This window comes from Trinickia caryophylli (genome assembly GCF_034424545.1).
GTDB classification, from domain to species: domain Bacteria; phylum Pseudomonadota; class Gammaproteobacteria; order Burkholderiales; family Burkholderiaceae; genus Trinickia; species Trinickia caryophylli.
In genome coordinates, this window is the sequence record NZ_CP139970.1 from 333,711 (window position 1) to 355,369 (window position 21,659).

General features: G+C 63.0%; 19 protein-coding genes and 2 pseudogenes. 8 read left to right on the plus strand and 13 right to left on the minus strand.

What is annotated here, in order from left to right:
- Positions 1–2 precede the first annotated feature (2 nt).
- Positions 3–509, plus strand: a complete 507-nt coding sequence (locus U0034_RS01480; protein WP_085226188.1) for a DoxX family protein — start codon at positions 3–5, stop codon at positions 507–509.
- Positions 510–530: 21 nt separating this feature from the next.
- Here U0034_RS01480 and U0034_RS01485 read toward each other — a convergent pair whose 3' ends face one another.
- Positions 531–2,765 carry an alpha/beta hydrolase domain-containing protein gene (locus U0034_RS01485; protein ID WP_085226186.1) on the minus strand — a complete coding sequence of 745 codons (2,235 nt, stop codon included), beginning with the start codon at positions 2,763–2,765 and terminating at the stop codon, positions 531–533.
- Positions 2,766–3,093: 328 nt separating this feature from the next.
- Here U0034_RS01485 and U0034_RS01490 point away from each other — a divergent pair, with 328 nt between their 5' ends.
- Entirely contained in the window at positions 3,094–3,753 is a 660-nt protein-coding gene (locus tag U0034_RS01490) for a GntR family transcriptional regulator (protein WP_085226182.1), read from the plus strand.
- A 55-nt stretch (positions 3,754–3,808) separates the two neighbouring features.
- Here U0034_RS01490 and U0034_RS01495 read toward each other — a convergent pair whose 3' ends face one another.
- Entirely contained in the window at positions 3,809–4,816 is a 1,008-nt protein-coding gene (locus U0034_RS01495) for a pyridoxamine 5'-phosphate oxidase family protein (protein ID WP_085226180.1), read from the minus strand.
- 19 nt (positions 4,817–4,835) lie between these two features.
- Positions 4,836–5,498, minus strand: a complete 663-nt coding sequence (locus U0034_RS01500) for a glutathione S-transferase family protein (RefSeq protein ID WP_085226178.1) — start codon at positions 5,496–5,498, stop codon at positions 4,836–4,838.
- A gap of 128 nt (positions 5,499–5,626) precedes the next feature.
- Here U0034_RS01500 and U0034_RS01505 point away from each other — a divergent pair, with 128 nt between their 5' ends.
- Positions 5,627–6,535, plus strand: a complete 909-nt coding sequence (locus U0034_RS01505) for a LysR family transcriptional regulator (RefSeq protein WP_085226175.1) — start codon at positions 5,627–5,629, stop codon at positions 6,533–6,535.
- A 6-nt stretch (positions 6,536–6,541) separates the two neighbouring features.
- Here the strand turns inward: U0034_RS01505 and U0034_RS01510 are convergent, their stop codons facing one another.
- The gene (locus U0034_RS01510) at positions 6,542–6,964 is read right to left on the minus strand and encodes a GFA family protein (protein WP_199187089.1); all 423 of its coding nucleotides are present in this window, start codon (positions 6,962–6,964) and stop codon (positions 6,542–6,544) included.
- Between the two features lie 268 nt (positions 6,965–7,232).
- Positions 7,233–8,612: an NAD-dependent succinate-semialdehyde dehydrogenase gene (locus U0034_RS01515; RefSeq protein WP_085226171.1), complete on the minus strand. Its 1,380-nt coding sequence runs from the start codon at positions 8,610–8,612 to the stop codon at positions 7,233–7,235.
- Positions 8,613–8,776: 164 nt separating this feature from the next.
- Between U0034_RS01515 and U0034_RS01520 the strand changes: the two genes are divergently transcribed.
- Positions 8,777–9,745, plus strand: a complete 969-nt coding sequence (locus U0034_RS01520; protein ID WP_085226169.1) for an AraC family transcriptional regulator — start codon at positions 8,777–8,779, stop codon at positions 9,743–9,745.
- A 120-nt stretch (positions 9,746–9,865) separates the two neighbouring features.
- On the opposite strand, the gene U0034_RS01525 is transcribed toward U0034_RS01520, so the two are convergent.
- On the minus strand, positions 9,866–10,471 hold the full coding sequence (locus U0034_RS01525; protein WP_085226487.1) for a pyridoxamine 5'-phosphate oxidase family protein: 606 nt from the start codon (positions 10,469–10,471) through the stop codon (positions 9,866–9,868).
- A 167-nt stretch (positions 10,472–10,638) separates the two neighbouring features.
- Between U0034_RS01525 and U0034_RS01530 the strand changes: the two genes are divergently transcribed.
- Positions 10,639–12,303, plus strand: coding sequence for an alpha-amylase family protein (locus tag U0034_RS01530; RefSeq protein WP_085226167.1), 1,665 nt, complete (start codon positions 10,639–10,641; stop codon positions 12,301–12,303).
- A gap of 100 nt (positions 12,304–12,403) precedes the next feature.
- On the opposite strand, the gene U0034_RS01535 is transcribed toward U0034_RS01530, so the two are convergent.
- From U0034_RS01535 to U0034_RS01555, 5 genes and pseudogenes are all read right to left on the minus strand, one after another.
- Positions 12,404–13,372, minus strand: a complete 969-nt coding sequence (locus U0034_RS01535) for an alpha/beta fold hydrolase (RefSeq protein ID WP_085226165.1) — start codon at positions 13,370–13,372, stop codon at positions 12,404–12,406.
- A 110-nt stretch (positions 13,373–13,482) separates the two neighbouring features.
- Complete coding sequence (locus tag U0034_RS01540; protein ID WP_139831132.1) at positions 13,483–14,193, minus strand: MFS transporter; 711 nt, start codon at positions 14,191–14,193, stop codon at positions 13,483–13,485.
- A gap of 304 nt (positions 14,194–14,497) precedes the next feature.
- Positions 14,498–15,955: an aldehyde dehydrogenase family protein gene (locus U0034_RS01545; protein ID WP_085226161.1), complete on the minus strand. Its 1,458-nt coding sequence runs from the start codon at positions 15,953–15,955 to the stop codon at positions 14,498–14,500.
- Positions 15,952–16,103: pseudogene (locus U0034_RS01550) on the minus strand (FAD-dependent oxidoreductase); the annotation flags it as partial. The gene U0034_RS01545 and the pseudogene U0034_RS01550, both read right to left, overlap by 4 nt.
- A 58-nt stretch (positions 16,104–16,161) precedes the next feature.
- Positions 16,162–16,566 carry a RidA family protein gene (locus U0034_RS01555; protein ID WP_085226159.1) on the minus strand — a complete coding sequence of 135 codons (405 nt, stop codon included), beginning with the start codon at positions 16,564–16,566 and terminating at the stop codon, positions 16,162–16,164.
- A 164-nt stretch (positions 16,567–16,730) separates the two neighbouring features.
- On the opposite strand from U0034_RS01555, the gene U0034_RS01560 reads away from it, so the two are divergent.
- Entirely contained in the window at positions 16,731–17,651 is a 921-nt protein-coding gene (locus U0034_RS01560) for a LysR substrate-binding domain-containing protein (RefSeq protein WP_085226157.1), read from the plus strand.
- A gap of 55 nt (positions 17,652–17,706) precedes the next feature.
- Here the strand turns inward: U0034_RS01560 and U0034_RS01565 are convergent, their stop codons facing one another.
- Together U0034_RS01565 and U0034_RS01570 are read right to left on the minus strand one after the other, a co-directional pair.
- Positions 17,707–19,032, minus strand: a complete 1,326-nt coding sequence (locus U0034_RS01565; RefSeq protein ID WP_085226155.1) for an NAD(P)/FAD-dependent oxidoreductase — start codon at positions 19,030–19,032, stop codon at positions 17,707–17,709.
- Positions 19,033–19,034: 2 nt separating this feature from the next.
- A complete protein-coding gene (locus tag U0034_RS01570; RefSeq protein WP_085226153.1) occupies positions 19,035–19,769 on the minus strand; it encodes a cupin domain-containing protein in 735 nt (244 codons plus the stop codon).
- A 375-nt stretch (positions 19,770–20,144) separates the two neighbouring features.
- Between U0034_RS01570 and U0034_RS01575 the strand changes: the two genes are divergently transcribed.
- Complete coding sequence (locus tag U0034_RS01575; protein ID WP_085226151.1) at positions 20,145–21,275, plus strand: DSD1 family PLP-dependent enzyme; 1,131 nt, start codon at positions 20,145–20,147, stop codon at positions 21,273–21,275.
- A gap of 26 nt (positions 21,276–21,301) precedes the next feature.
- Positions 21,302–21,478 (plus strand): annotated as a pseudogene (locus U0034_RS01580) (succinate-semialdehyde dehydrogenase (NADP(+))); the annotation flags it as partial.
- Positions 21,479–21,659 lie beyond the last annotated feature (181 nt).

Here is a 21,659-nt window from a genome sequence, read left to right on the forward strand (position 1 = left end):
CCATGCACGATCGACAAGCTCCCCCCCGGGCCACCTTCGGCTGCATCGTTGCGAGCGCAATCGTGCGCGCGCGGTGCCTCGTCGAATGGTTTGCCCAACCCTCGTTCGTCCAGCTGGCGCTGCGCATCGCGCTCGCTGTGCCGTTTTGGCGCTCGGGCATCCTCAAGTGGCACGGTTTCCTGCAGTTGAACGACACGGCCGTCGACCTCTTCACGAGCGAGTTCCAGTTGCATCTGCCGGGCGGGCCCTATCCGTTCCCTGCCCCGTCCGTCTTTGCATTCCTGTCGGCATGCGGAGAGATTGCATTCCCGGTCCTGCTCGTGCTGGGCCTCGGCACGCGCTTCGCTGCGGCAGGGCTGCTCCTGATGACCGCCATCATCGAATTGACCGTGCCCGACGGCTGGCCCGTGCATCTCACCTGGGCCGCCATGGCGCTCGGGATCGCCGCATGGGGACCGGGGCCGATCTCCATCGATCGCTTGCTCGGAGACCGCGCATACCGCACGTGAACGTGCGCCGCCCGCAGCCATTCACGGCCCTGGAATCAGCAATGGCGAAACCTGCCGCGCATTGCCGATGAAGATGTTCTGCGCATCGGAACGCAGAAGATAACCCTCGGCGACCAACGCGTTTGCCGCCGCCGCAACCTTGCGTTGGTAGTCGCTTCGTCCCGTGTAGAGCGCGGCGAGCGACATGCGCGAATCGCCAGTGGCCTTCGTCGAATCGCTCACGGCCAGCGGTATCGCCGCGCCGCTCGAAATACAGCCTTCTCCCTCGGCGTGGCCGTCTCCCCGGTAGTTCCATCCCGTATAAGTCGCGAGCGGCACCGCGACGTCGGGCACCATGACACCGGCGGTCTCGTTGCCGTTGCGGTCCACGCTCGGAACGAGAATCGTATAAGCCTGCGACGTTTTCACGTGTGGAATCGCCCCGCTGTAATCGGTCACGAACACCTGGTTGTACTCGCCGTTGAAGACGAGCGACAGCGGTGTCGGCGTCGCGTTCGCCCCACTCGGCACCGTGATGTTCGCGAGATTCGGAAAACCCGTGGCGCCAGGGGCGACCGCGTTACCCGACGCGACTGTCGGATAGCGCGACGGCGGCGGCGCCTCGCCCCGCGCGATCCAGCGCACGAGTGCCGGGATCAGTGCGCGCTCGACCGCCGTTTCCTCCACGGGCGTACCGGGGAATCGGCACAGGCTGCCTACGGCCGGTACGGTCGACAAGCCAGTCGTCACGCCCGCACCGCCGCCGTGCTGCGTGCCCGGCACGAGGTAGTAGCGTACGTTCGGCGGCAGCGTTAGATCATGCCCCGCACCGTCGGTGGTGACGAGCGACGCACCTCCTCCCCACCATTCGAAGGAGCCGTCGAGCTGCATGATCTTCGGGCATGTCCGGCTTGCGCTGCAGCGTTCGAGCAAGCCGTCCGTCGCGCCGCTGACCGGATCGGTTATCACGTTGTAGGCAAACGGAAACTGAAAGCCCGGCATGAAATGATCTTCGTGCTGCTTCGACCACCGTCCCGGCTGCGAAAACGGCGCATTCGTCCAAGTCCGGCGCCCGGCGGCAATGATCGGCATCATGCCATCGAACACGCGCCTACCCTCGACGTCGGCGTTGAAGCCCTGATACAGAAAATCGCGCATGAAACGCCCGGACTGCGAAATGCCTTCGCCGATCGCCACGTCGAAGTTCGTCGATCGACTCGCACAACGCGGACTCACGCAGGCGGCCTTCCTCAATCCATTGAGCGGGTTCTGGTTGCCCACCGCGTCCGCGGGCTGGTAACGCAGGAATGAAATCAGATCGCGCACGGCCGCAAAGCCAATGCCGTTCACCGTGGGATCGGCCGCCTTATACACGAAGCTGTAGATGGTGCCCGCATCGGCCGGCACGCTGCTGCCGTCCGGGCCTGGCACATTGCCGGGTGGAGTGAAGCTCACCGAATAACTGCCATCGTCCGCCTTCACGTACCGCCAGTCGGTCACCGGCACCGACGGCGCGTCGTACGTCTGATTGCCGGCGGGGATCCGGCCGTAACGATCGAGCCACGACTGCCGCGCCGTGAGCGTGGGAGCGGACGTATCCGAAGGGTCCGCCGGGGGGTACGTCAGCGGGATCGTCGTGGCTGGGCCGCCGGCATAGTCGGCAATGAATTCCTCGCGGCTTTGGCCGGTTATCGCTGCGCCGCTGCGCTGCCTGGCAACCGGAAAGCGGACACCAAGAAGCCCGGCGGAGGCGATGGCCGTATCTCCCGTCTGCGCAATCGTCCCCTGCCAGCCGCTCCAGACGACCGTGTAGCCGTCTTGCAGCAGCGACGGCATCGAGCCGTCGGGCGGCATCCCCGTATCGAGCGCACCGCCGCCGATAAACGACTGCTGCCCGAGTTTTCTGCCGCGGTTCACGACGTCGTAGAAGACAACGCGCTTGCCGTTCGCCGGGTTTTGCGGCGTCAGGATCACGACGTCGGTCGAATAGGCCACGTAGCCGCGCGCATCGCGCGGCGCATTCGCGAGATTGGCGATGCCCGCATTGGCCGGCGCGTTCGGATCGAGTTCGCCGTGGACGGTAGCGGTGATGACCTGGTACGGGCCCGCGGCGCCAGCGGGCGTCGCGCCGCCGAACGCGGGCACGCTCGATAGCACTTGGAACTGACGGATGTAGCCTGCGGCATGCGGCCGCCATGCGGGCACGGCATCGCTGCAGTAGCCGTGCGATGCGAGCAGCGATGCACTGAGCAGGAAAGACAGGCAGGACGTCTTCATCGTTTGCCCTCGATCAAGGCAAGACCCGATTTCCGTCGCCGGTTCGGCTACGGAGCAGCCCCGTTGCGGCCAGCTACGCGCTGGCACGGATTCGACTTCTTTGTGGAAATGGCGGCCACGGCGCGCGCCGATTGGCTCGCCGCATTTCCCCGCCCGGCGCCGATGCCCACGCTCGTCGCGCGCCGCGCCTCGAGTCGCGCAACGATATATTTATGCGCGACCAACGTATATATAGATGATGTCTGCGTATCTTTTATGCTCGTTTACCAGCATGCCGGCGCCTCACTTGCGCATTGATTCACCGGCACGATTGCGTAAGATAAGGCGCATGAGCCTGAAAGCAACGCGAACGGATCAGTTGCGCGAAACCATCGAAGAGGCGATCGCGACTGGCGATCTGGCGCCCGGCGCGCCGTTGGACGAAGCGCAACTGATGCTGCGTTTCGGGGTATCGCGCACGCCGCTGCGCGAGGCCATGCTTCAGCTCGCGGCTACCGGCATGATCGAGATGCGCCCGCGCCGCGGCGCGGTCGTCGCCCAGGTGAGCCTGCCGCGCCTGATCGAAATGTTCGAGGTGATGGCCGAACTCGAAGCCCTGTGCGGCCGGCAGGCGGCGCGCCGAATGACCGCGCACGAACTCGACGAACTCGATGCCGCGCACCGTGCCTGCGCCGCAGCCAGCGATCCCGACGACTACTACCGCCTGAACGAGCACTTTCACACGCTGATCTACAAGGCAAGCCACAACGTCTTCCTGTGCGAGCAGGCAATCGCGCTGCATCGGCGGCTACGGCCCTACCGGCGGCTGCAACTGCGCGTAAAGGGGCGCCTTTCGGCATCGCTCGCCGAGCACGAGCGTGTGCTCGACGCGCTGCGAGCCGGCGACGGCGAAGAAGCGGCGGCAGCTCTGCGCGCGCATATCGTCGTACAGGGCGAGCGGTTCAGCGATCTGATCGCCGCGCTCGCGCTCGTGGGGGCGCAGGACTGACCGGATGCGAGCAACGAGCCCTATACCGGGCCGCGCCGACCATCCTTTGCGCAGCCTACCCGCTTTGCTGCGGCGCTCCTTTTCCAGCGCCGGACTTCGGTGCAAATTGCGGTGCAAATTGCGGCAACGTCCAGCGAAAGGGCAATACCGCGCGAGAACGCCTCGTCTGCCGTACATGAAAGCGAATGACGCGCTCGGCGCCCTCGAATTCGCTCAGCGCGGGGCCGTCCCACAGGATTTCCGCGTCCGCGGCCACGTATAGCAGATCGGCGCGCTCGAAGTCCATGAAAAGCAGACCTGCGCCCGGCGAAGCCACCAGGTTGCCGATCGTATTGAGGAAGCGATTGCCCGAATAATCCGGAATCGCAAAGGTGAAGGCATCGTACACATGCACGAAACCGGGCAGGCCGCCGCGATGCGATACGTCGACGCCGCCCGCCGCCCCGCCCCCCGGCACCCCATGAGCCGACGCGACGAAAAGCGTATCGGCACCATCGAGAAGAACACGGTCCTCATTGGATAACGCCGGCGCGCTCGAATGTGCTGGTGCGGCTTCCGACGAAGGGCGCTTCATCCACTCGGGCGCGCGGCTCTGAATGTATCTGGCGCAATTTCCGAAGGTCTGAGTGACGCTGACCGTCATGCCCGCCTCGCCGATGTCCGTCACGACACCATTGACCCGGTTGCGACGGCGCGTCGGCAACTCGATACCGAGCCCGCCGAACGATGCGCCATGCTGCCAGGTACCGTCGAGCGGATCGCCCGGCAGCGTCGCGCCTTCGATCATCAGCGTGCGCGCGTCCGGCGACGAAACGAAGCCTGGCTGTCCGATGCGCATGGTCGCCCATGGCTGCCCTGCTCGGTCCAGGCCGCCGACGACCATAAACGGCAATCGCGCGTAGAACGCCCGATGCTGCTCGGGCATGTGGTCGCGAATGCCGCGGCGGCCGGCGGCGTCGGCGGCTTCCAGGAAACCGGCACGCATTTGCGCCGCCCGTTCGCCCTCGTGGAACGGCGAGTGGGGGCCGGGCCAGCCGTGCGAGGCAGGAGCAATCGCGCTCATGGTTCACTCCGTGAATGGGTTACGAATTTTGCGGCGCCAGGGCAAGAAGGCCCGCCCGTGTAACTGGCATCGCGACGAAGCGCGGCAGCGCTTCGATACGGCGCAGCCACGCGCGCATGTTCGGATAAGGGTCGAGCGATATGCCGCCTTCAGGCGCATGGGCGATATAGGCATACGCGGCGATATCGGCGATCGTCGGATGCTCCCCGGCAGCGAACGTCTTCGACGCGAATTCCTGCTCGATGACGTCGAAAAGCTTGATCGCGACAGATTTCGCCCCATCCCAGTCGAGTGTTGCGCCGAACACGGTCACGAGACGGGCCGCGCACGGACCATAGGCGATCGGGCCCGCTGCAAGCGACAGCCACCGCTGCACCTCGGCGGCGCCGCGTGGGTCTATGGGCAGCCACGAGGCGTCGCCATACGTTTTTGCCAAGTAGACCAGGATCGCATTCGAATCGAAGAGGACGAGATCGCCGTCTTCGATCACCGGCACCTGCCCGAACGGATTTTTGGCGAGAAATCCGGGCCGGCGATTTTCGCCCGCCGCCATGTTTACGAGCGTCGTCTCATAGGGCAAGGCGAGGAGTTCGAGAAAGAGGCGCACTCTGTGCCCGTGGCCGGAAAGCGGCGTGGTGTACAAACGAATAGGACGCTGCGGTTGCACTCGTGCGGTGGACATCTCGGTTCGCTCCGTATCGAAGATCCGGTCCCGGACACCGAGACCATGTACAGAGCGTATCGCAGGCCCTCGCCTTGCATAAGATGGATAATCTCGATTTCACAGTCCACTTAAAGTGAACAGTCAAGATGGCCGACCTTCGCAATATCAACCTGAACCGGCTCGTCGTTTTCGTGGCCGTGGTGGACGCCCGGTCGCTGACGGCGGCTGCCGCCCCCCTCGGCATGGCGAAGACGATGGTTAGCGCACACATTCAGCGGCTCGAAGCCGAGCTCGGCGTTAGCCTGCTCACGCGCACGACGCGGCGACTCAACGTGACCGAGGCGGGAAGGCGCTTTTACGAGGCGGCCCGCGATATTCTCCGGGCGACAGAGGCGGCCATAGACGGCATCGCGAGCGACAATGCCGCGTTGCGCGGCACGCTGCGCGTCAGTGCGCCGGTCGATTACGGCTCGCTCGTCGTCGCGCCGGCGCTCGTTGCGCTGCGGCGCCAGCATCCGCAACTGCGTGTGGAATTGCTGTGCGACGATCGCTACGTCGATCTGATCGCCGACAACATCGACGTGGCCATTCGGCTGGGCAGATTGGCGGATTCGACCCACCGATCGATCCGCGTTGGCCGATACGTTTGCTGGCCCGTTGCGACGCCCGAGTTCGTCGCCGAACACGGTACCGTGCGAAAACCCGAGGACCTGGCAAGGCTGCCTTTCGTCGCTGCCGCGGCATTACCGCATCCGACATGGTTCGACCTCGTCAATGCGCAGGGCACGAAAAAGCGCATCCGCTGCCACAGCGCGATCACCGCGAACACGGCACCAGCCTGCCGCGCAGCGGCGCTGGCCGGCGGCGGTTTCGCGGTGCTGACGGACTTCTCGATTGGTGCCGACGTCAACGCGGGGCGTCTGCTCCGATTGCTGCCGGCCTGGGAAACGCCGATGGCGGAAATCCGTGCCGTCTTTCCGCCATCGGATCGCATCCCGGCGAAAGCGCTCGCGCTCGGGCACATGCTGAAACAAATCCCGGGTGCGGTGATCTGAGCAGTGCTAGCGCCCCGGGCGGGCGCCATGGCCCGCGAAGGACCCGACGAGCGGACCGTAGTCGTCCATCGACGGGAACTTCGCGAAACTGTGCGCCGCGCCGGTCTTGGCCCACGGCAGCGCTTCGCTCGTATAGGTCTCCATGTAGGGGACGAACCAGGAAGAATCGTCGAGCATCGAAGGTCGCACGTTGACGAACCCCATGCTCGGTTCGAGCTCGGTGAACACCCAGCTCTTGCACCAATCGCAGTGACGGTGATGAATCTGCTCTCCGTGAATGCCGCCGGTGACCGGCTCGCCCGCCGTCACGCGAAAGCCGTTCTCCGGAATCGCCATGGAAAGCGAAAACGCGCTCGCACTCATTTTTTGGCAGCCCGTACAGTGGCAGGCCATCGTCAGCAAGGGCGGTGCCGTGATTTCGAAGCGCAGCCGTCCGCAGCGGCATCCGCCTTGCCAGGGCAATTTCCATTCGTCCATCGTGACCTCGTCGTTTATGGTTTTACTCACGGCAGGCGAACGCCCGGCGCGCCGGGCAGAAGATCCACATCGGCAGGCAAGGCGTTTCGTCCCCCGTCCGTGTTTTGCGTCCGTCCCGATTGTAATGCCCAGGCGAACGCTTCGGCCTCGGTTTCCGGCGTCACGCCCAGCTCACGCCCAATTCACGCCCGAGGCATGCCCATCCGTGCGGCGTGACGTGCTACTTGTCGAGCCCGCTCATCAATACGTACTTGACCTCGACGTATTCCTCGATACCGTAGTAGCCGCCTTCGCGGCCGTATCCGGAATGCTTGACGCCCCCGAACGGCACGGACGCCGTACCGACCGACCCTGAGTTCAAGATCACCATACCGGCTTCGATATTTCTGGACAGGCGAAACGCGCGGCCGACGTCGCGCGTATAGGCATAAGCCACGAGGCCGTATTCGGTACGGTTGGCGCAGGCTGTTACCTCCTCTTCGGTCTCGAAGCGATAGACCGGAAACACCGGACCGAAAATTTCCGTCTGCGCCAATCGCATTCCGTCGTGCAGCTCGGCGAGGATGGTCGGCTCATAAAAGAGCCCGCCCTTGCGATGCGGTTTGCCGCCCAGTATCACCTTCGCTCCGCTGTTCCTGGCCGCCTCGACCAATTCGACGACCTTGTCGAAACCGGCCCGGTTGATCATCGGCCCGACCACGAACTCGTCTTGCATGCCGTCGTCCACGCGAATCGACGCAACCTTTTCCGCCAGGGCGGCGACGAATCGATCGTGAATGCCCGCCTGCACGTAGATGCGGTTCGGAGAGATGCAGACTTGCCCCGAATTTCGCAACTTGGCGCCGACAACTGCCGTGACGGCATCGTCGAAATCGGCGTCGTCGAATACGATGAACGGCGCATTGCCGCCAAGTTCGAGCGTCATCTTCTTGAGATCGCGGCCGGCGGCCGAGGCGAGCCGCTTGCCGACAGCGGTCGATCCGGTAAACGAGAGTTTGCGGATGCGCGAATCGCTGGTGAATATCTCTCCGATTTCATTCGGCGTGCCGGTCACCATCTCGAATACGCCCTCCGGAATGCCGGCCTTGCGCGCGTATTCGAGTAGTTTGTAGGCCGTCAGCGGGGTTTCTTCCGAAGGCTTGATGATCATCGTGCAGCCGGCAGCCAATGCCGTCGCAATCTTGCGCGTGATCATCATGAAGGGAAAATTCCAAGGCGTGATCGCCGCGGTCGGCCCCGCGGGTTCCTTGAAAACGAGCACCTGCGCGTTGGCGGCATGCGAGGGAATGGTATCGCCGTATACCCGCTTCGCTTCCTCCGCATACCATTCGATGAAACCGAGCCCGTACTCGATCTCGCCCATGGCTTCGGAGAGGCATTTGCCGTTCTCCTTCACCATGATTTCGGCAAAAATGCGCTTGTCGTCCCGAATCAGTTCGAACCAGCGGCGCAGCAACGCGCTCCGCTCGCGGGCCAGCTTGCGCGACCAGGTAGCGAATGCTTCGCAGGTACGGTCGACCGCGGCCTTCACTTCGGCCAAGGTCATTTCCGGCGCTTCACCGACAACCGATCCATCCGCGGGATTGAATACCTTGATCATGATTTTTTCGACTCCGTTGCTGAAACGGGTGGAATGATAGGATCGCCCTGCGCATTGGGCGATGGCATACGGTCTGCATTTATTGCCTGATCCTATGGCGCAACGATATGGCGCAACGATTCACCCTGAGACACGCAACCGATCGACGAGCAGGCGAAAGCGCAATGAAACCCCGTCCCAATCATGGCAGTGACAGCAACCCTCGGCATCTGCGCACCCGCATGGTCGCGCTGCTCGAAAAGCTCGCACCCACCGAGGGGTACAACCTGACGGCCCTGCCCGATGTCAGGTTTTTGCGCTCGAATCGGCCACTGAGGTCCACACCGGTCCTATACGATCCCGGGATCGTGATCGTCTGCCAGGGGCGCAAGCGCGGCTTCTTCGGCGACGAGGTTTACGTGTATGACGAGCAGCACTACCTGGCGGTATCCGTGCCGGTACCGTTCACGATGGAGACGGACGCCACGGAGCACGCGCCGCTGCTGGCCATTTACATGCACCTGGATTTCAAGCTGGCTGCCGACCTGATGCTGCAGATCGACCAGAGCGGGAGCGCCGAGCCGCCTGCCGAACCCAAGGGCATGATGTCCACACCGATGGACGGCCGGCTCGGCGAATCCGTGCTGCGCCTTCTCGAGGCAATGGCACGGCCGCTGGAAGCGGAAGTACTCGGCCCGGCGTTGGTACGCGAGATCTATTTCCGCATCCTCACCGGCGACCAAGGGCCATCGATGCGAGCCGCGCTCGGCATGCAGGGCCACTTCGGCAAAGTGGCAAGAGCGCTTCGCCGCATCCACGCCTCGTTCAACGTCGATCTCGACGTCGCGCAGCTGGCGCGCGAGGCACGCATGAGCGTGCCGACTTTTCATGCGCATTTCAAGGCCGTGACGAACACCTCGCCGATGCAATACCTGAAATCCACGCGTTTGCATCAGGCGCGGCTGCTCATGGTGCGAAACGGTATGACGGCAGCGGCGGCCAGCGCCGAGGTGGGCTACGACAGCCCCTCGCAATTCAGCCGAGAATTCAAACGGCTCTTCGGCCGGAGCCCCATGGCGGAGGTGAAACGCATGAGAGACGACTTTGCCGTTCCGCCCGCCCACGCTTGCGCCGTGTACGTCTCGTCGCATTGAACCATTGAATTGCGTGCGAGCACGACGGTCGAATACGATGACGGCTTGCACGGCCTCGCGCGCGGCCGCCGCCGCACGGGGCCGGTCCGTCGCGACGCCAGGCGAGCCGTGCCGCTTCGATCAATACAAGCTTGCCTTGACGCGCTCCGGCAACTCGCGGTCGTACGTCGTTGCATCGAACGTCCCCTGACTGAGGCGCTTGAGCATCGCCCCCGCGCTCGGCAGGCTGCTGCGTTCGATGTGCTTTTCCACGTCCCAAAGGCGCGAGCGGACGAGCGCTTTCGAACAGTGGAAATATGCCGCTTCGACCTTGATGACGATTACAGTGCGCGGCAGTTTGCCGTTCGCCTCGAATGCCGCCAGCAGCTCCGGGGCAACCGAGATCTCGGCGCGCCCATTGACGCGCAACGTTTCGTCCACGCCCGGAATGAAAAACAGCAGCGACACACGCGGATCGGCAAGGATGTTGCGCAAGTTGTCGATCCTGTTGTTGCCGGGCCGATCGGGAACGGCAAGCGTGCGCTCGTCGAGAATTTTGACGAAGCCCGCGACGTCGCCCTTCGGCGAACAATCGGTGCCCTCCTCTCCCACCGATGACAACACGACCAGCGGCGAAGCCCTGACGAAGGCCTGATAGTCCTCGTTCAGAAAACCGATCTCCTTCCAGATGGATCGCTCGTTGGGTTTGCCGTAGATCGCTTCCAATTGCTCGACGCTGGTGATCATGTTGCTCATACCAAATGCTCCTCTTCGATCTGCTTGCCCGATTGGAGATGATTCGGCGCTCAGTCTAGCAGCCCTGTCGAATGCCGATCGACGAACGTGGTCCGGCATTTGCTGCGATCCGCAGGAGCGTCGGACATTTGCGCCGGCTCGCACCTTGAACGGATCCCATGCTCAACGACCTTTGGTACAAGAACGCCATCGTCTACTGTCTGTCGGTAGGTACGTTCCTGGATGCGAACGGCGATGGCGTGGGGGATTTCCAGGGCCTCATACGCCGGCTCGACTACCTGCAGGGGCTCGGCGTGACCACGATCTGGCTGATGCCCTTCCAGCCCTCGCCGGGGCGCGATAACGGCTACGATGTTTCGGACTACTACAACGTCGAGCCGAAATACGGCACGCTCGGCGACTTCGCCGAATTCACGCACGCGTGCCGCGAGCGAGGCATGCGCGTGATCATCGATCTGGTAGTGAATCACACATCGGACCAGCACCTGTGGTTCAAGTCTGCGCGCAGCGACCCCAGCTCCCCATATCGCGACTGGTACGTCTGGTCCGACACCAAGCCACCCCATGCGAAAGACGGCGTGGTGTTTCCCGGCGTGCAGAAATCCACCTGGAGTTTCGACAAGCAAGCCAGGCGTTGGTATTTCCATCGCTTTTACAGCTTTCAACCGGACCTCGATACGGCCAACCCGCACGTTCATGCCGAATTGCTGAAGATCATGGGCTTCTGGATTCAGCTTGGCGTATCGGGATTTCGCATGGACGCCGTGCCGTTCGTGATCGCCACCAAGGGCCCCAAGATACGGCGGCATATCGAACAATACGGCATGCTGCGCGCGTTTCGCGAGTTTCTGCAGTGGCGCGAGGGCGACGCGATCATCCTCGCGGAAGCCAATGTGCTGCCCGATACGGATTTCGAATACTTCGGCGACGCGGGCGAACGCCTACCGATGATGTTCAATTTCCAGTTGAACCAGAACACGTTTTACACGCTGGCAACGGGCGACACGAAACCACTGAAGAAGGCCCTTTTGGCTACCAGGCCGCGCCCGGCAACCGCGCAATGGGGTGTATTCCTGCGCAATCACGACGAACTCGATCTGGGCCGACTGAGCCCGGAAGCCCGCGACGCCGTGTTCGCCGCATTCGCCCCCGATCCGGACATGCAACTCTACGGGCGCGGGATCCGCCGCAGACTCGCGCCGATGCTCTCTGGCGACCGGCGCCGGCTCGAACTCGCCTACAGCCTGATGCTGACTTTGCCTGGCACGCCGGTCTTTCGTTACGGCGATGAAATCGGCATGGGCGACGACTTGCGGCGGCCCGAGCGCGAAAGCACGCGCACGCCCATGCAATGGTCAGGGGAGCCGCAAGGCGGCTTCACGAAACATCCCAGGCCGCCCGTCTCCACGATTTCCGGCGGGGCTTATGGTTTCGAGCGCGTCAACGTGGCGAACCAGCGGCGCGACCCGAATTCGTTTTTGAACTGGACCGAGCGGATGATCCGCATGCGTCGCGAGACCCCGGAAATCAGTTGGGGCGATTTCGAGGTGTTGCGCACGCCGCGAAACGATGTCCTTGCCCTGCGCTACGACTGGCGCAACAACTCGGTGTTGTGCATGCATAATTTCGGCCCCGAGGCGTGCACCGTGAGGTTCCGCTCGGGCTACGAGGGACCGGGCGGCGACCGGCTCGTCAACCTTCTCTCCGAGGACCACAGCCAGGCTGGCGATGACGGCCGGCATACGGTGGTGCTCGAACCGTATGGATACCGGTGGTACCGCGTCGGCGGCCTCGATTATCTGCTCAGGCGCGCTGACGTGTAGATTCCGCGCAGCGCATACGGAGTGGCGTGCAGTTACCGTTTACGCGGGCCTGCGTAAACGGGCCCGCATCCGTGGTCAGGACAGGGCCCGGAGGCTGCGATCACGACAAGCGCGTTCTTGGCGAGGGCGCATCTGCGCCGAAGAACCTCAGCAACACGCGCGATACAGCGTCAGGCGCCTCTTCAGGCATGTAATGCCCGCACTCGTCGAATATGCCGCCCTCAACGTCGTCGGCCACGAGGCGCATGGTATCGAGCAGCGCTGTCCCGACGCCCGACTCCGCCCCATAGGCAAGCACCGGCGCGCCGAGCTTTTGTCTCGCGCGTTGTCGATTTTGCTCCAGCCCCTGCTCGCCGAATTGATGACGGTAGTACGACATTGCGGCACGCACCGCGCCCGGAGCCGCGTTGACGCGCACATACTCGTCCAGATCGCCCGCATCGATGGCCCAGGAGCGAACGGCCTTGGCCCGAAACAACCAGGTAAGGAATTCGCGTTCGCGCCCCTGCAACAGAATTTCAGGCAGATCGGGAAGCCGATTGAACGGAAAATGCCAGGTCTTCATGTTCATCTCTTCCGAAGCGACACCTACCGGTGGTGGCGGAGAAATTCCGGGCAGCGCGGCGTCGAACACCGCGAGACGCTTCACCTCCTGGGGCCATCCGGCGGCATAGGCGTAGGCGATCCAGGTGCCGACATCGTGCCCCGCCACGTCGACGGGGCCGTCCGTCAAAAGGCCCAGGGTTTCGACCAAGCCGTGTATGTCAGCCGCCACGGTCTGGAGGTCATACCCCGACGCGGGCTTGTCGGAGTCCCCCATACCTCGCGGATCGAGAGCGATCACGCGACGGCCCGCGTCTGCCAACAGCGGCATCACTTTTCGCCACGCATACCAGCTTTGAGGCCAGCCTGGAATCAGCAGGACGGGCGCGCCGTGACCGCCTTCCACGTAGTGCAGACGGACGCCATTTACCGACGCGGTGCCGTGACGGAATTGCTTCCAGAAGCGTTCGGAATCGAACGGCGTAAATACAGCATCAACGGGCTCTTTCATCACATTGCGATTCATGAAAACTCCTACGTTAAAAACTCAGAAATCGGTTTCCTGCGAGCGAATCGCCCGCACAGCGTCGTCGCGATTTCGCATCGGTAACTCGGTCGAAAAACCAAGGACCGCCATCACCGGCATGGCGAAACCCTGTCGTGCGTGCGAGGTCCGCCATGGAGGCGCAGCAATGCGCGATATCCGACCCCGGCTTGCGGCATCCGCGGCGGCAATACGCGCCAGACGACGACCATGGAGGCGAGCAGACAAATACCGGAGAGCACGAAGATCAGGCGCCATGAAGCCGCATGAGCAGCCACACTCGCAGCCGGTCTCGCGAGCATGATGCCGAGCATCTGGCCGCTGGTCATGACGCCGATGATGCGACCGCGGTTCGCGTCAGAGGCTAGATGAGACGCGTAAGGAAACAAGATCTGCACGGCGACCGACGACACGCCGATACACAACGATGCGGCCAGAAACACGCCGGCATGCCTTGCCATCGAGGCAGCGAATAACGAGGTAACGCAAAACCCGATCAGGCGCAGCATCAGGCGACGGTTCTCCAGGATGTCGGCTACAGGAACGATCAATAGCAAACCCAATCCGTATCCGAGCTGAGTCAACGTGACGACCAGGCCGGCCCCGGCCGGCGACAGCCCGAACGACGATCCGATCAGTCCGACCAACGGTTGGGCGTAGTACATGTTCGCCGTGAGCAATGCGCTTGCCGTCGCCATCGCCAGAATGAGTCCCGAAGACAGTTCCCGATGCGCCGACGCCGCAGGATGTTGTCTCGCCATGGTTGAGCCACCTAAATAGAGTGTAATCGTTTCCAAATTCAACGGAAAAATTCAGTCGCCCGATTTCGCGCGGACAGGCCGCAGTCGTGGCAACTTCTGTGTTCCCGGGTGCAGCCACGGCCGGATATTAGAGTGTGATCGCTTCCAAATCAACTATTCTTTTTGAAATGATCTGTTGCGGCAACGAAAGACGACCGCACCGCGTCGCAACTTCGCGCAATGCGAACGATGCGAACGATGCGCGTCCAACGAAGAGTCGACCGTTGCGGAGGTATTCAATTTCGGCACCTGCAAAAGCGAATAGAGTCGACGCCGGGTGTCATTCGCGTCGGGCATGGCAGCCGTCTCAATCGTAGAACCCGATGATCGACTTTACTTCCATGTACTCTTCCATGCCTTCGATCCCGTACTCTCGACCATTGCCGGACTGCTTGTATCCGCCGAATGGCGCTTGCGGATCCCAAGCCGGGTAGTTCAGATGCACCTGGCCCGAACGAATGCGCGCCGCGACCGCGTGCAACAGTGCCTTGTCTGTGCCTTGAACATGGGCGCCGAGCCCATAAACCGTGTCGTTCGCGATAGAAACCGCTTCTTCGACCGAGTCGTAGGGAAGGATGGCAAGGACTGGCCCGAAGATCTCCTCCTGAGCAATCCTCATCTTCGTATCGACTTCGGAAAAGATCGTCGGCTGTGCGTAGAACCCTCGGCTCAGGCCGGCCGGCCTTCCCGGTCCACCCACGAGCAACAGCGCCCGTTCGTCCATGCCCGCTTCGATCATCTCCTGCACCCTGCCGAACTGCGCACGATTGGCCAACGGACCGTGGGTCGTCGCGTCGGCGAACGGATCGCCGACGATCATCCTTTCCGTTGCCGCGACGGCCAACGCTTCGACCTGCCGCAACACGCCACGCGGCACGATCATCCGCGTCGGCGCGCTGCACGACTGGCCCATGTTCCGAAACGCGGCAGCAACGCCCAGCGAGGCGGCACGCGGCAGATCCGCATCGGGCAGCACGATATTCGGCGACTTGCCGCCGAGTTCCTGCGCCACGCGTTTGACCGTCGGCGCAGCTGCCTGCGCAACGAGCACGCCCGCACGCGTCGAGCCGGTGATCGACACCATATCGACTTGCGGGTGTGACGCCAGCAACGTCCCGACTTCCGGGCCGGTGCCGCTCACGAGGTTGAATACGCCCGCCGGAACGCCGGCATCCGCGATGACTTCAGCAAACAGCAAGGCGCTCAGCGGCGCGAGCTCACTGGGTTTCAGCACCACCGCGCAGCCGGCTGCGAGCGCCGGGGCGACCTTCGCCGTAATCTGATAGATCGGCCAGTTCCAGGGCGTGATCAGCGCGCAGACGCCGATCGGCTCGCGTACGACTGCCGTCGTCCCCCTTTGCGTCCGGAACGGATAGCCAGCCAGATTGTCCCGCGCGACCCGGATATGTTCGGCTGCGAGCGGCACATGTGCGGCGCGCGCATAGCTGATGGGCGCGCCCATTTCCGTTGATAAAGCAGCGGCGAACAGTTCAGCGCGTTCCAGCATCAGCCTATGAACGCGGTCGAGCAGCGCGGCACGTTCTTGCGGCGAAGTTGCCAACCAACCTGCGAAAGCCTTACGCGCGGCGAACACTGCCCGCTCGCCGTCGCGCGCGTTGCCAACGGCAATCTCGCAGACTGCGTCCCCGGTGGAAGGCGAGATAACGCCGATTCGATCGCTGCCATCGGGAGCGGCCCACTCGCCGTCGATGTAAAACCGGTCGAGTCGTCCAGCTTGCAGCAGATGTCGAACAGGTGAAGTCATTGCAGCGCGTCCTTGATTCGATACCATGCCCCAACGAACGGCAAAAACCACGGCTTGCCAAAGTGGCCGGGAATGGCAGGTCAGTCGAAGTCTTTCCACGGGTTCAGATCGGCGCGCCGTCCATGATCTCCGCCATCAACGTGGCCATCTGCTGTCGCAGGATCAGCCCGCGCTTCCGTCTCGCCTGAAGCGCAACCTGCTCGGGGCTACGCTGCTGCAACCGCTTCGACTTCGATCTTCAGGCCGTAATGCAGCGCAGGAACCGGCACGACCGCCCGAGCTGGTCTCGCGTCGCCGGCCCAACGCGCATAGATCTCGTTGAATTTCGTCCAATGCCCGACATCGTCGATATAAACGCGGACCTGGACCAGTTTCTTGATTTCGCTGCCAGCGCCGGCGAGTGCCGAAGCCAGATTCGCCAGTACCTGCTCGGCTTGTTCTTCGAAAGCGCTATTTGCAAGTTTTCGTCCGCTCGAGTCGATCGGCAGTTGGCCCGACACAAAGATCAGACCACTTGCGATCGAGACGTGACTGTAGTGCCCACCCGGCGTTGCCAGGCCGTCGAGGTTCGTTGTCCGAGGTTTCTGCGTACCGTGTTCGTTCTGGTCCATCAAGGGCACTCCAGGCAAGAGCATGTCGTTGAATGTCCGGGGCGCTTCGCCAGCCCCTGCGGCGGCATCGACCGACGCTGTTGGCAAGCCGGTGCGACGTACTATAGGAAAAAATATTTTTATCGTGTTTAATCTCCAATGAATCCATCGTTAACAGGCCATTAATGCTTCAGCTTGAAGACATGCAGCTGCTGCGTGCGCTCGGCGTGTCCCAGTCGCTTGCCGCGGCAGCGAGGTTGTTAGACCTGACGCCGCCCGCGGTCACAGTACGTCTTCAGCGCATCGAGGAGCGGATGGGGGGGAGTCTTGCCACGCGCGCAGCACGAGGCATTTCGCTCACCGACGAAGGACAGTGCCTTGTTCAGGAAGCCATCGAGATCCTGGAGCGGATCGAGTCCATTCCATCGCGCGTCTCCGGAGCGTCCGCCGGTGTAAGTGGTCATTTGCGCGTCGTGGCTCCATTCGGCTTCGGCAGGGAATATGTCGCGCCGCTCGTCCGCGGACTGCATCGCTCACACCCCAATCTGGCGATCTCGCTGATTTTGGTCGAAAGTCCGCTCGCGTCCGCGTCGGGCGCAGACGCGGTCGTTTCGATCGGCCACATCAAAGACTCTTCCTGGGTGGGACATTTCCTGGCGCCGAACGACCGCCTTCTTTGCGCAGGCCCCGCCCTTGCGCGTTCGCTGTCAAAGCTCAAGCATCCCTCCGAACTTACCCGGCATCCTTACCTGACCTTACGAGAAAACGATGAAGACGTGACGCGTCTGCGTTTTGCTCAGCACGATGCTGTAGGCAAACGCATCGGCAAGGGCGTGACGGTCCGCTTGAGCAGCGCGTTGTCTTCGAACGATGGCACTGTCGTCAGAGACTGGGCCGTCGACGGCCTCGGCGTCGTTGCGCGATCCGAATGGGATTGCGCGCGGCTGATCGCAGAGGGGAAGCTGAAGCGCATTTTGCCGGCATGGCACCTCGAACCTGCACCGGTCATGGCCCTGACGTCTACGCGCCAAGGCCTGACCATTCGGCAGCGTGTGTTCCTGGAAGCCGCGAAGCGAGCCTTCAATCCCGTGCCCTGGCGCGGTTGAATCAACCAGGCGCCGCCTCGCGCCACGGATGCATTGCGCCGCGCCCCGGCGCCCTCTAAAAATCAGCGACCTTGCCCCATGCAGACGAGGCGAATCGGCTCGGTCGATACGGTGTGGGGTCCACGATGGGGTCCGCACCGGTGGCGAGATCGGCGACCAGGTGGCCTGCGCCAGGGCCTATTCCGAAGCCGTGCCCGGAAAAGCCCGCTGCCAGGATCAACCCCGGTACGCCCGGTACTTCGCCAATTCCTGGAACACCGTCTGGCGTGCTGTCGACGAAGCCGGCCCATGCATGAGTAATCTTCGCGTCGCGTAGTTCGGGCAACAGTTCGACTGCGCGGCGATGCGTTTCAGCAACCGTCGCGCGATCGGGCTTGGGATCGAGGATGCGCATTCGCTCCATAGGCGTCGGTGCATCGAGCCGCCAGCGCTTCAGCGTTTCGTGCCCGCCTCGAACGCCCTCGAGCCCCCCGGGAAGAAGGCTGCGCCAGCGCGCGGCGAACATCGGCACGAATTGCGGCGCGAAACGCAGAAACTGGCCCGTCACATCGACGCGCGCCCGCCCGCTGATAGCTAGTGCGTAGCGTCCGTCATTTCGGCGAGTAACCGAAACGCCGGAGGTAAACAGCGCATCGGGCAAACGACGTTCCACGGCGGAGACGCTGAGGATCGATTGACGAATCGATGCCTGCGGAAAACGGATGCCGAGCTGCCTGCAGAACGACGACGCCCAGGCACCGCCCGCAAGCACCACCGTCCGGGTCTTGATGACGCCAGCTTCGGTGACGACGCCGCTGACCCGCCCGCCCTGCAGTTCGAGTCCGCGGGCCGCGCACGCCTGGATGACACTGCCGCCTGACTTAATGAGCGCAGCGGCCACGGCCGGCGCGGCCTTGCCGGGGTCGGCCGTGCCGTCGGTGGGGGAAAAGACGCCGCCTTTCCAGGTTCGCCCGGTCACTCGCCCACGCTCGGTAGCCTGCCGGCTGTCCAGCATGTAAGTTGTCACGCCCGCGGTCTTCGCAAAGTCGCCCCAACTGGCCCAACGGGACAATTCGGCGTCGTCATTGCTGAGGTATAGAAGCCCGCACCGATGAAAACCCGTGTCTTCGCCCGTTTCGCTCGCAAATCGTTGCCAGAGGTCGAGACTCTTGCTCGCCATCGGCAATTCGCGCGCGTCACGATTCTGCTGCCGGCACCAGCCCCAATTGCGGCTCGACTGCTCGGCGCCGATTCTCCCCTTCTCGACCAAGGCAACTGACACTCCGCGCCGGGCCAGGTAGTAGGCGGCAAACACACCGACGATGCCTCCACCGATCACCACCACGTCGGCAGCGGCCGGCAGCGTGGGCGAAGTTTGAATCTGCTGCAGCGGGGGCGACATGATCAGCCTCGGTCGGTTGAAGTCTGAACGTTCTGCGTCACGTAGAATTTCGCTACGCGCTCGCTACTCTCCCATCCGATCGGCGCGCCCTGGGGCACGAAGATCGCATCGCCGGTGCCAAGCGACAGGACGCTGCCATCAGGCTCCGCGAACCGCACGCCCCCGGCCACGAGATGCATGAACTCGTTCACGCGATGCGGGCGAACGATCCGATGGTAAGGCGTCGAATCCCACGTGCCCGCGCAGTACTCCGCGCCTTCATCAGTGAATACATTGGCACTTCGGCACTGCGGGGCGGAACCCAGCAGCACCTCGGCTGGTAGTGTTGCGGACGGCCTGAAGTCAGCGTCAACGCGCAAGGGGAATAGCCCGGTCTTCGTGGGTCCGTTGCTAAGTGCCGTGCAGGACACGAAAACCGTGCGCGATTCGGCCCTGACGCGAAGCGCAGTGCCGCCGCCGATCACGACACCCGCTTGCGGGCCGAGTACCAACGGCGCCATTCCGGCCGCCTCCAGCGTGAGCTGGCCTTCGACAACGACGATGGTCTCGGTGTGCGGAAAGCGCGCTACGTCGAGCTCGCCAATAAAGCTCACACGGCCCGCGGCCATCGAGTCGGGTCCTTCCCAAGCGATCTCCCGATGTTGCGCGAACGGGTCGTTGGCGCCGAATGCCGCTCGCCGGAAGGCGGTTGATACAGGCGCACCGTCGGCACGGTGCAATACGAATGCTACGGTCACTTTTGCTCCTGCGGATCTGGCGGGTGATGGTTCGTTTATCTAATCGAAATTAAATCAGCAACGGCTTTCCGCCTATGCTGAATTGGGAGGTCAAAAGCGCAGTTTCATGCGCTTTTGAGGGGGCTCACGGCAGTTTCTGCGATGCAAGACGGCGCGCTCCCGCTGTGGGCGGGCGGATCTTCGATGTGGTGTGTCAGCACATGGCGCAGAAATTCTCGCGTACGCGCTGCTGGTGGCCACCCGGCAGTTGATGTGGCTTAACGGTCACTTTATTCTTCGTTAAGCACAAGTTCTCGGCTAACTTCTATAGTGGCTTCTTCTCGTGCGCCACACGGCATCGACACCGACCGCGCCGGGAATTGCCAGGAGCCACCGATGAATCTGGAGTCGTTGATTACACCCGCTGCAGTAATCGATGTCGCGCGTATGCACCGCAACATCGAACGGATGCAGCAACGCATGAATGCGCTCGGCGTGCGGTTCCGCCCGCACGTCAAGACGACGAAATGCGAGCGGATAGTCCAGGCACAACTGGACGCCGGAGCACGCGGCATCACCGTATCCACGCTTAAGGAAGCCGAACAATTCTTCGCAAGCGGCATTCGCGACATCGTCTACGCGGTGGGCATAGCCCCGGCAAAACTCGCGCGGGCGCTGGCACTGCGCCGACAAGGCTGCGATCTGAAGATCGTTGCCGATAACGTCGCCTGCGCCGAGGCCATCGCTGCCTTCGGTCGAGCGCATGAAGAGGCCTTCGAAGTCTGGATCGAGATCGACGTGGATGGTCACCGCTCAGGTATCGCACCCGATGACGACGCGCTTCTCGCTGTCGCAGCGATCCTGTCCAACGGAGGCATGCATCTCGGCGGCGTTTTAGCCCATGCCGGTTCGAGCTACGACTACGATACCCATGACGAGCTCGTGCGCATCGCGGAGCAGGAACGCTCGCGCTGCGTGCGTGCCGCTGAACGCATTCGGGCAGCAGGCCTGCGGTGCGACGTCGTGAGCATCGGATCGACTCCGACCGCGTTGGCCGCCGAACATCTGGAGGGCGTGACCGAAGTTCGCGCAGGCGTCTACGTCACGTTCGATCTGGTCATGCACAATGTCGGCGTGAACGACACGTCCGAGATTGCGCTGAGCGTGTTGACCACCGTCATCGGGCATCAGAGCGAGAAAGGCTGGGCCATCGTCGATGCGGGGTGGATGGCCATGAGCCGAGACCGTGGCACCCAGCGCCAGAAGCGCGACTTTGGTTACGGGCTCGTGTGCCGCGAAGACGGAGAGGTGCTTGGGGAGTATGTGATGAGCGGTGCAAACCAGGAGCACGGAATCGTCTCGCGGGCGGGTACACCGGATCACGAGATCGAGAAACGTTTTCCGATCGGGACGCGCCTTCGGATACTGCCCAATCATGCGTGTGCCACCGGCGCACAGCATCCCGCCTATCAGGCCGTCAGCCCTGACGGCAATGTCGAAACCTGGCCGCGGTTCTATGGCTGGTAACGGGCATCGATTGCTGAGGAATTTATATGACCCAACGTTACGCTTTGCACGATCTGATCCGTTCAGACAATTTCATCGACGGTAAGTGGGTTTCTGCCGGGAGCGGCAAGCGCTTCGCCGTGACCGACCCAGCGACGGGCGACGTCATTGCTCAGGTGGCCGACAGCGGGCCCGCCGATGCCCGCGCCGCCACCGATGCCGCCGACCTGGAATGCGCGTGACGGCGTTCGGGATCAGGCTCGGGATCGGCAATATATCCGCCGGGAAGCCGCGGCGCCTCACCGGCAGCGAGGAGCATTCGCTGATCGCCGTGACGAGCCTTCTGATTGCGTCCGCCGCGGCATTCAATCTTCTGTCGCTGCCGATGTTAGGCACGCTCATCTG

Coding starts and splice junctions, on each gene's coding strand:
- U0034_RS01485 (WP_085226186.1), bottom strand. CDS start 2,765: ATGAAGACGTCCTGCCTGTCTTTCCTGCTCAGTGCATCGCTGCTCGCA.
- U0034_RS01560 (WP_085226157.1), top strand. CDS start 16,731: ATGCTTCAGCTTGAAGACATGCAGCTGCTGCGTGCGCTCGGCGTGTCC.
- U0034_RS01495 (WP_085226180.1), bottom strand. CDS start 4,816: ATGAGCGCGATTGCTCCTGCCTCGCACGGCTGGCCCGGCCCCCACTCG.
- U0034_RS01515 (WP_085226171.1), bottom strand. CDS start 8,612: ATGATCAAGGTATTCAATCCCGCGGATGGATCGGTTGTCGGTGAAGCG.
- U0034_RS01565 (WP_085226155.1), bottom strand. CDS start 19,032: ATGTCGCCCCCGCTGCAGCAGATTCAAACTTCGCCCACGCTGCCGGCC.
- U0034_RS01530 (WP_085226167.1), top strand. CDS start 10,639: ATGCTCAACGACCTTTGGTACAAGAACGCCATCGTCTACTGTCTGTCG.
- U0034_RS01520 (WP_085226169.1), top strand. CDS start 8,777: ATGAAACCCCGTCCCAATCATGGCAGTGACAGCAACCCTCGGCATCTG.
- U0034_RS01500 (WP_085226178.1), bottom strand. CDS start 5,498: ATGTCCACCGCACGAGTGCAACCGCAGCGTCCTATTCGTTTGTACACC.
- U0034_RS01555 (WP_085226159.1), bottom strand. CDS start 16,566: ATGGACCAGAACGAACACGGTACGCAGAAACCTCGGACAACGAACCTC.
- U0034_RS01525 (WP_085226487.1), bottom strand. CDS start 10,471: ATGATCACCAGCGTCGAGCAATTGGAAGCGATCTACGGCAAACCCAAC.
- U0034_RS01505 (WP_085226175.1), top strand. CDS start 5,627: ATGGCCGACCTTCGCAATATCAACCTGAACCGGCTCGTCGTTTTCGTG.
- U0034_RS01545 (WP_085226161.1), bottom strand. CDS start 15,955: ATGACTTCACCTGTTCGACATCTGCTGCAAGCTGGACGACTCGACCGG.
- U0034_RS01490 (WP_085226182.1), top strand. CDS start 3,094: ATGAGCCTGAAAGCAACGCGAACGGATCAGTTGCGCGAAACCATCGAA.
- U0034_RS01480 (WP_085226188.1), top strand. CDS start 3: ATGCACGATCGACAAGCTCCCCCCCGGGCCACCTTCGGCTGCATCGTT.
- U0034_RS01575 (WP_085226151.1), top strand. CDS start 20,145: ATGAATCTGGAGTCGTTGATTACACCCGCTGCAGTAATCGATGTCGCG.
- U0034_RS01535 (WP_085226165.1), bottom strand. CDS start 13,372: ATGAATCGCAATGTGATGAAAGAGCCCGTTGATGCTGTATTTACGCCG.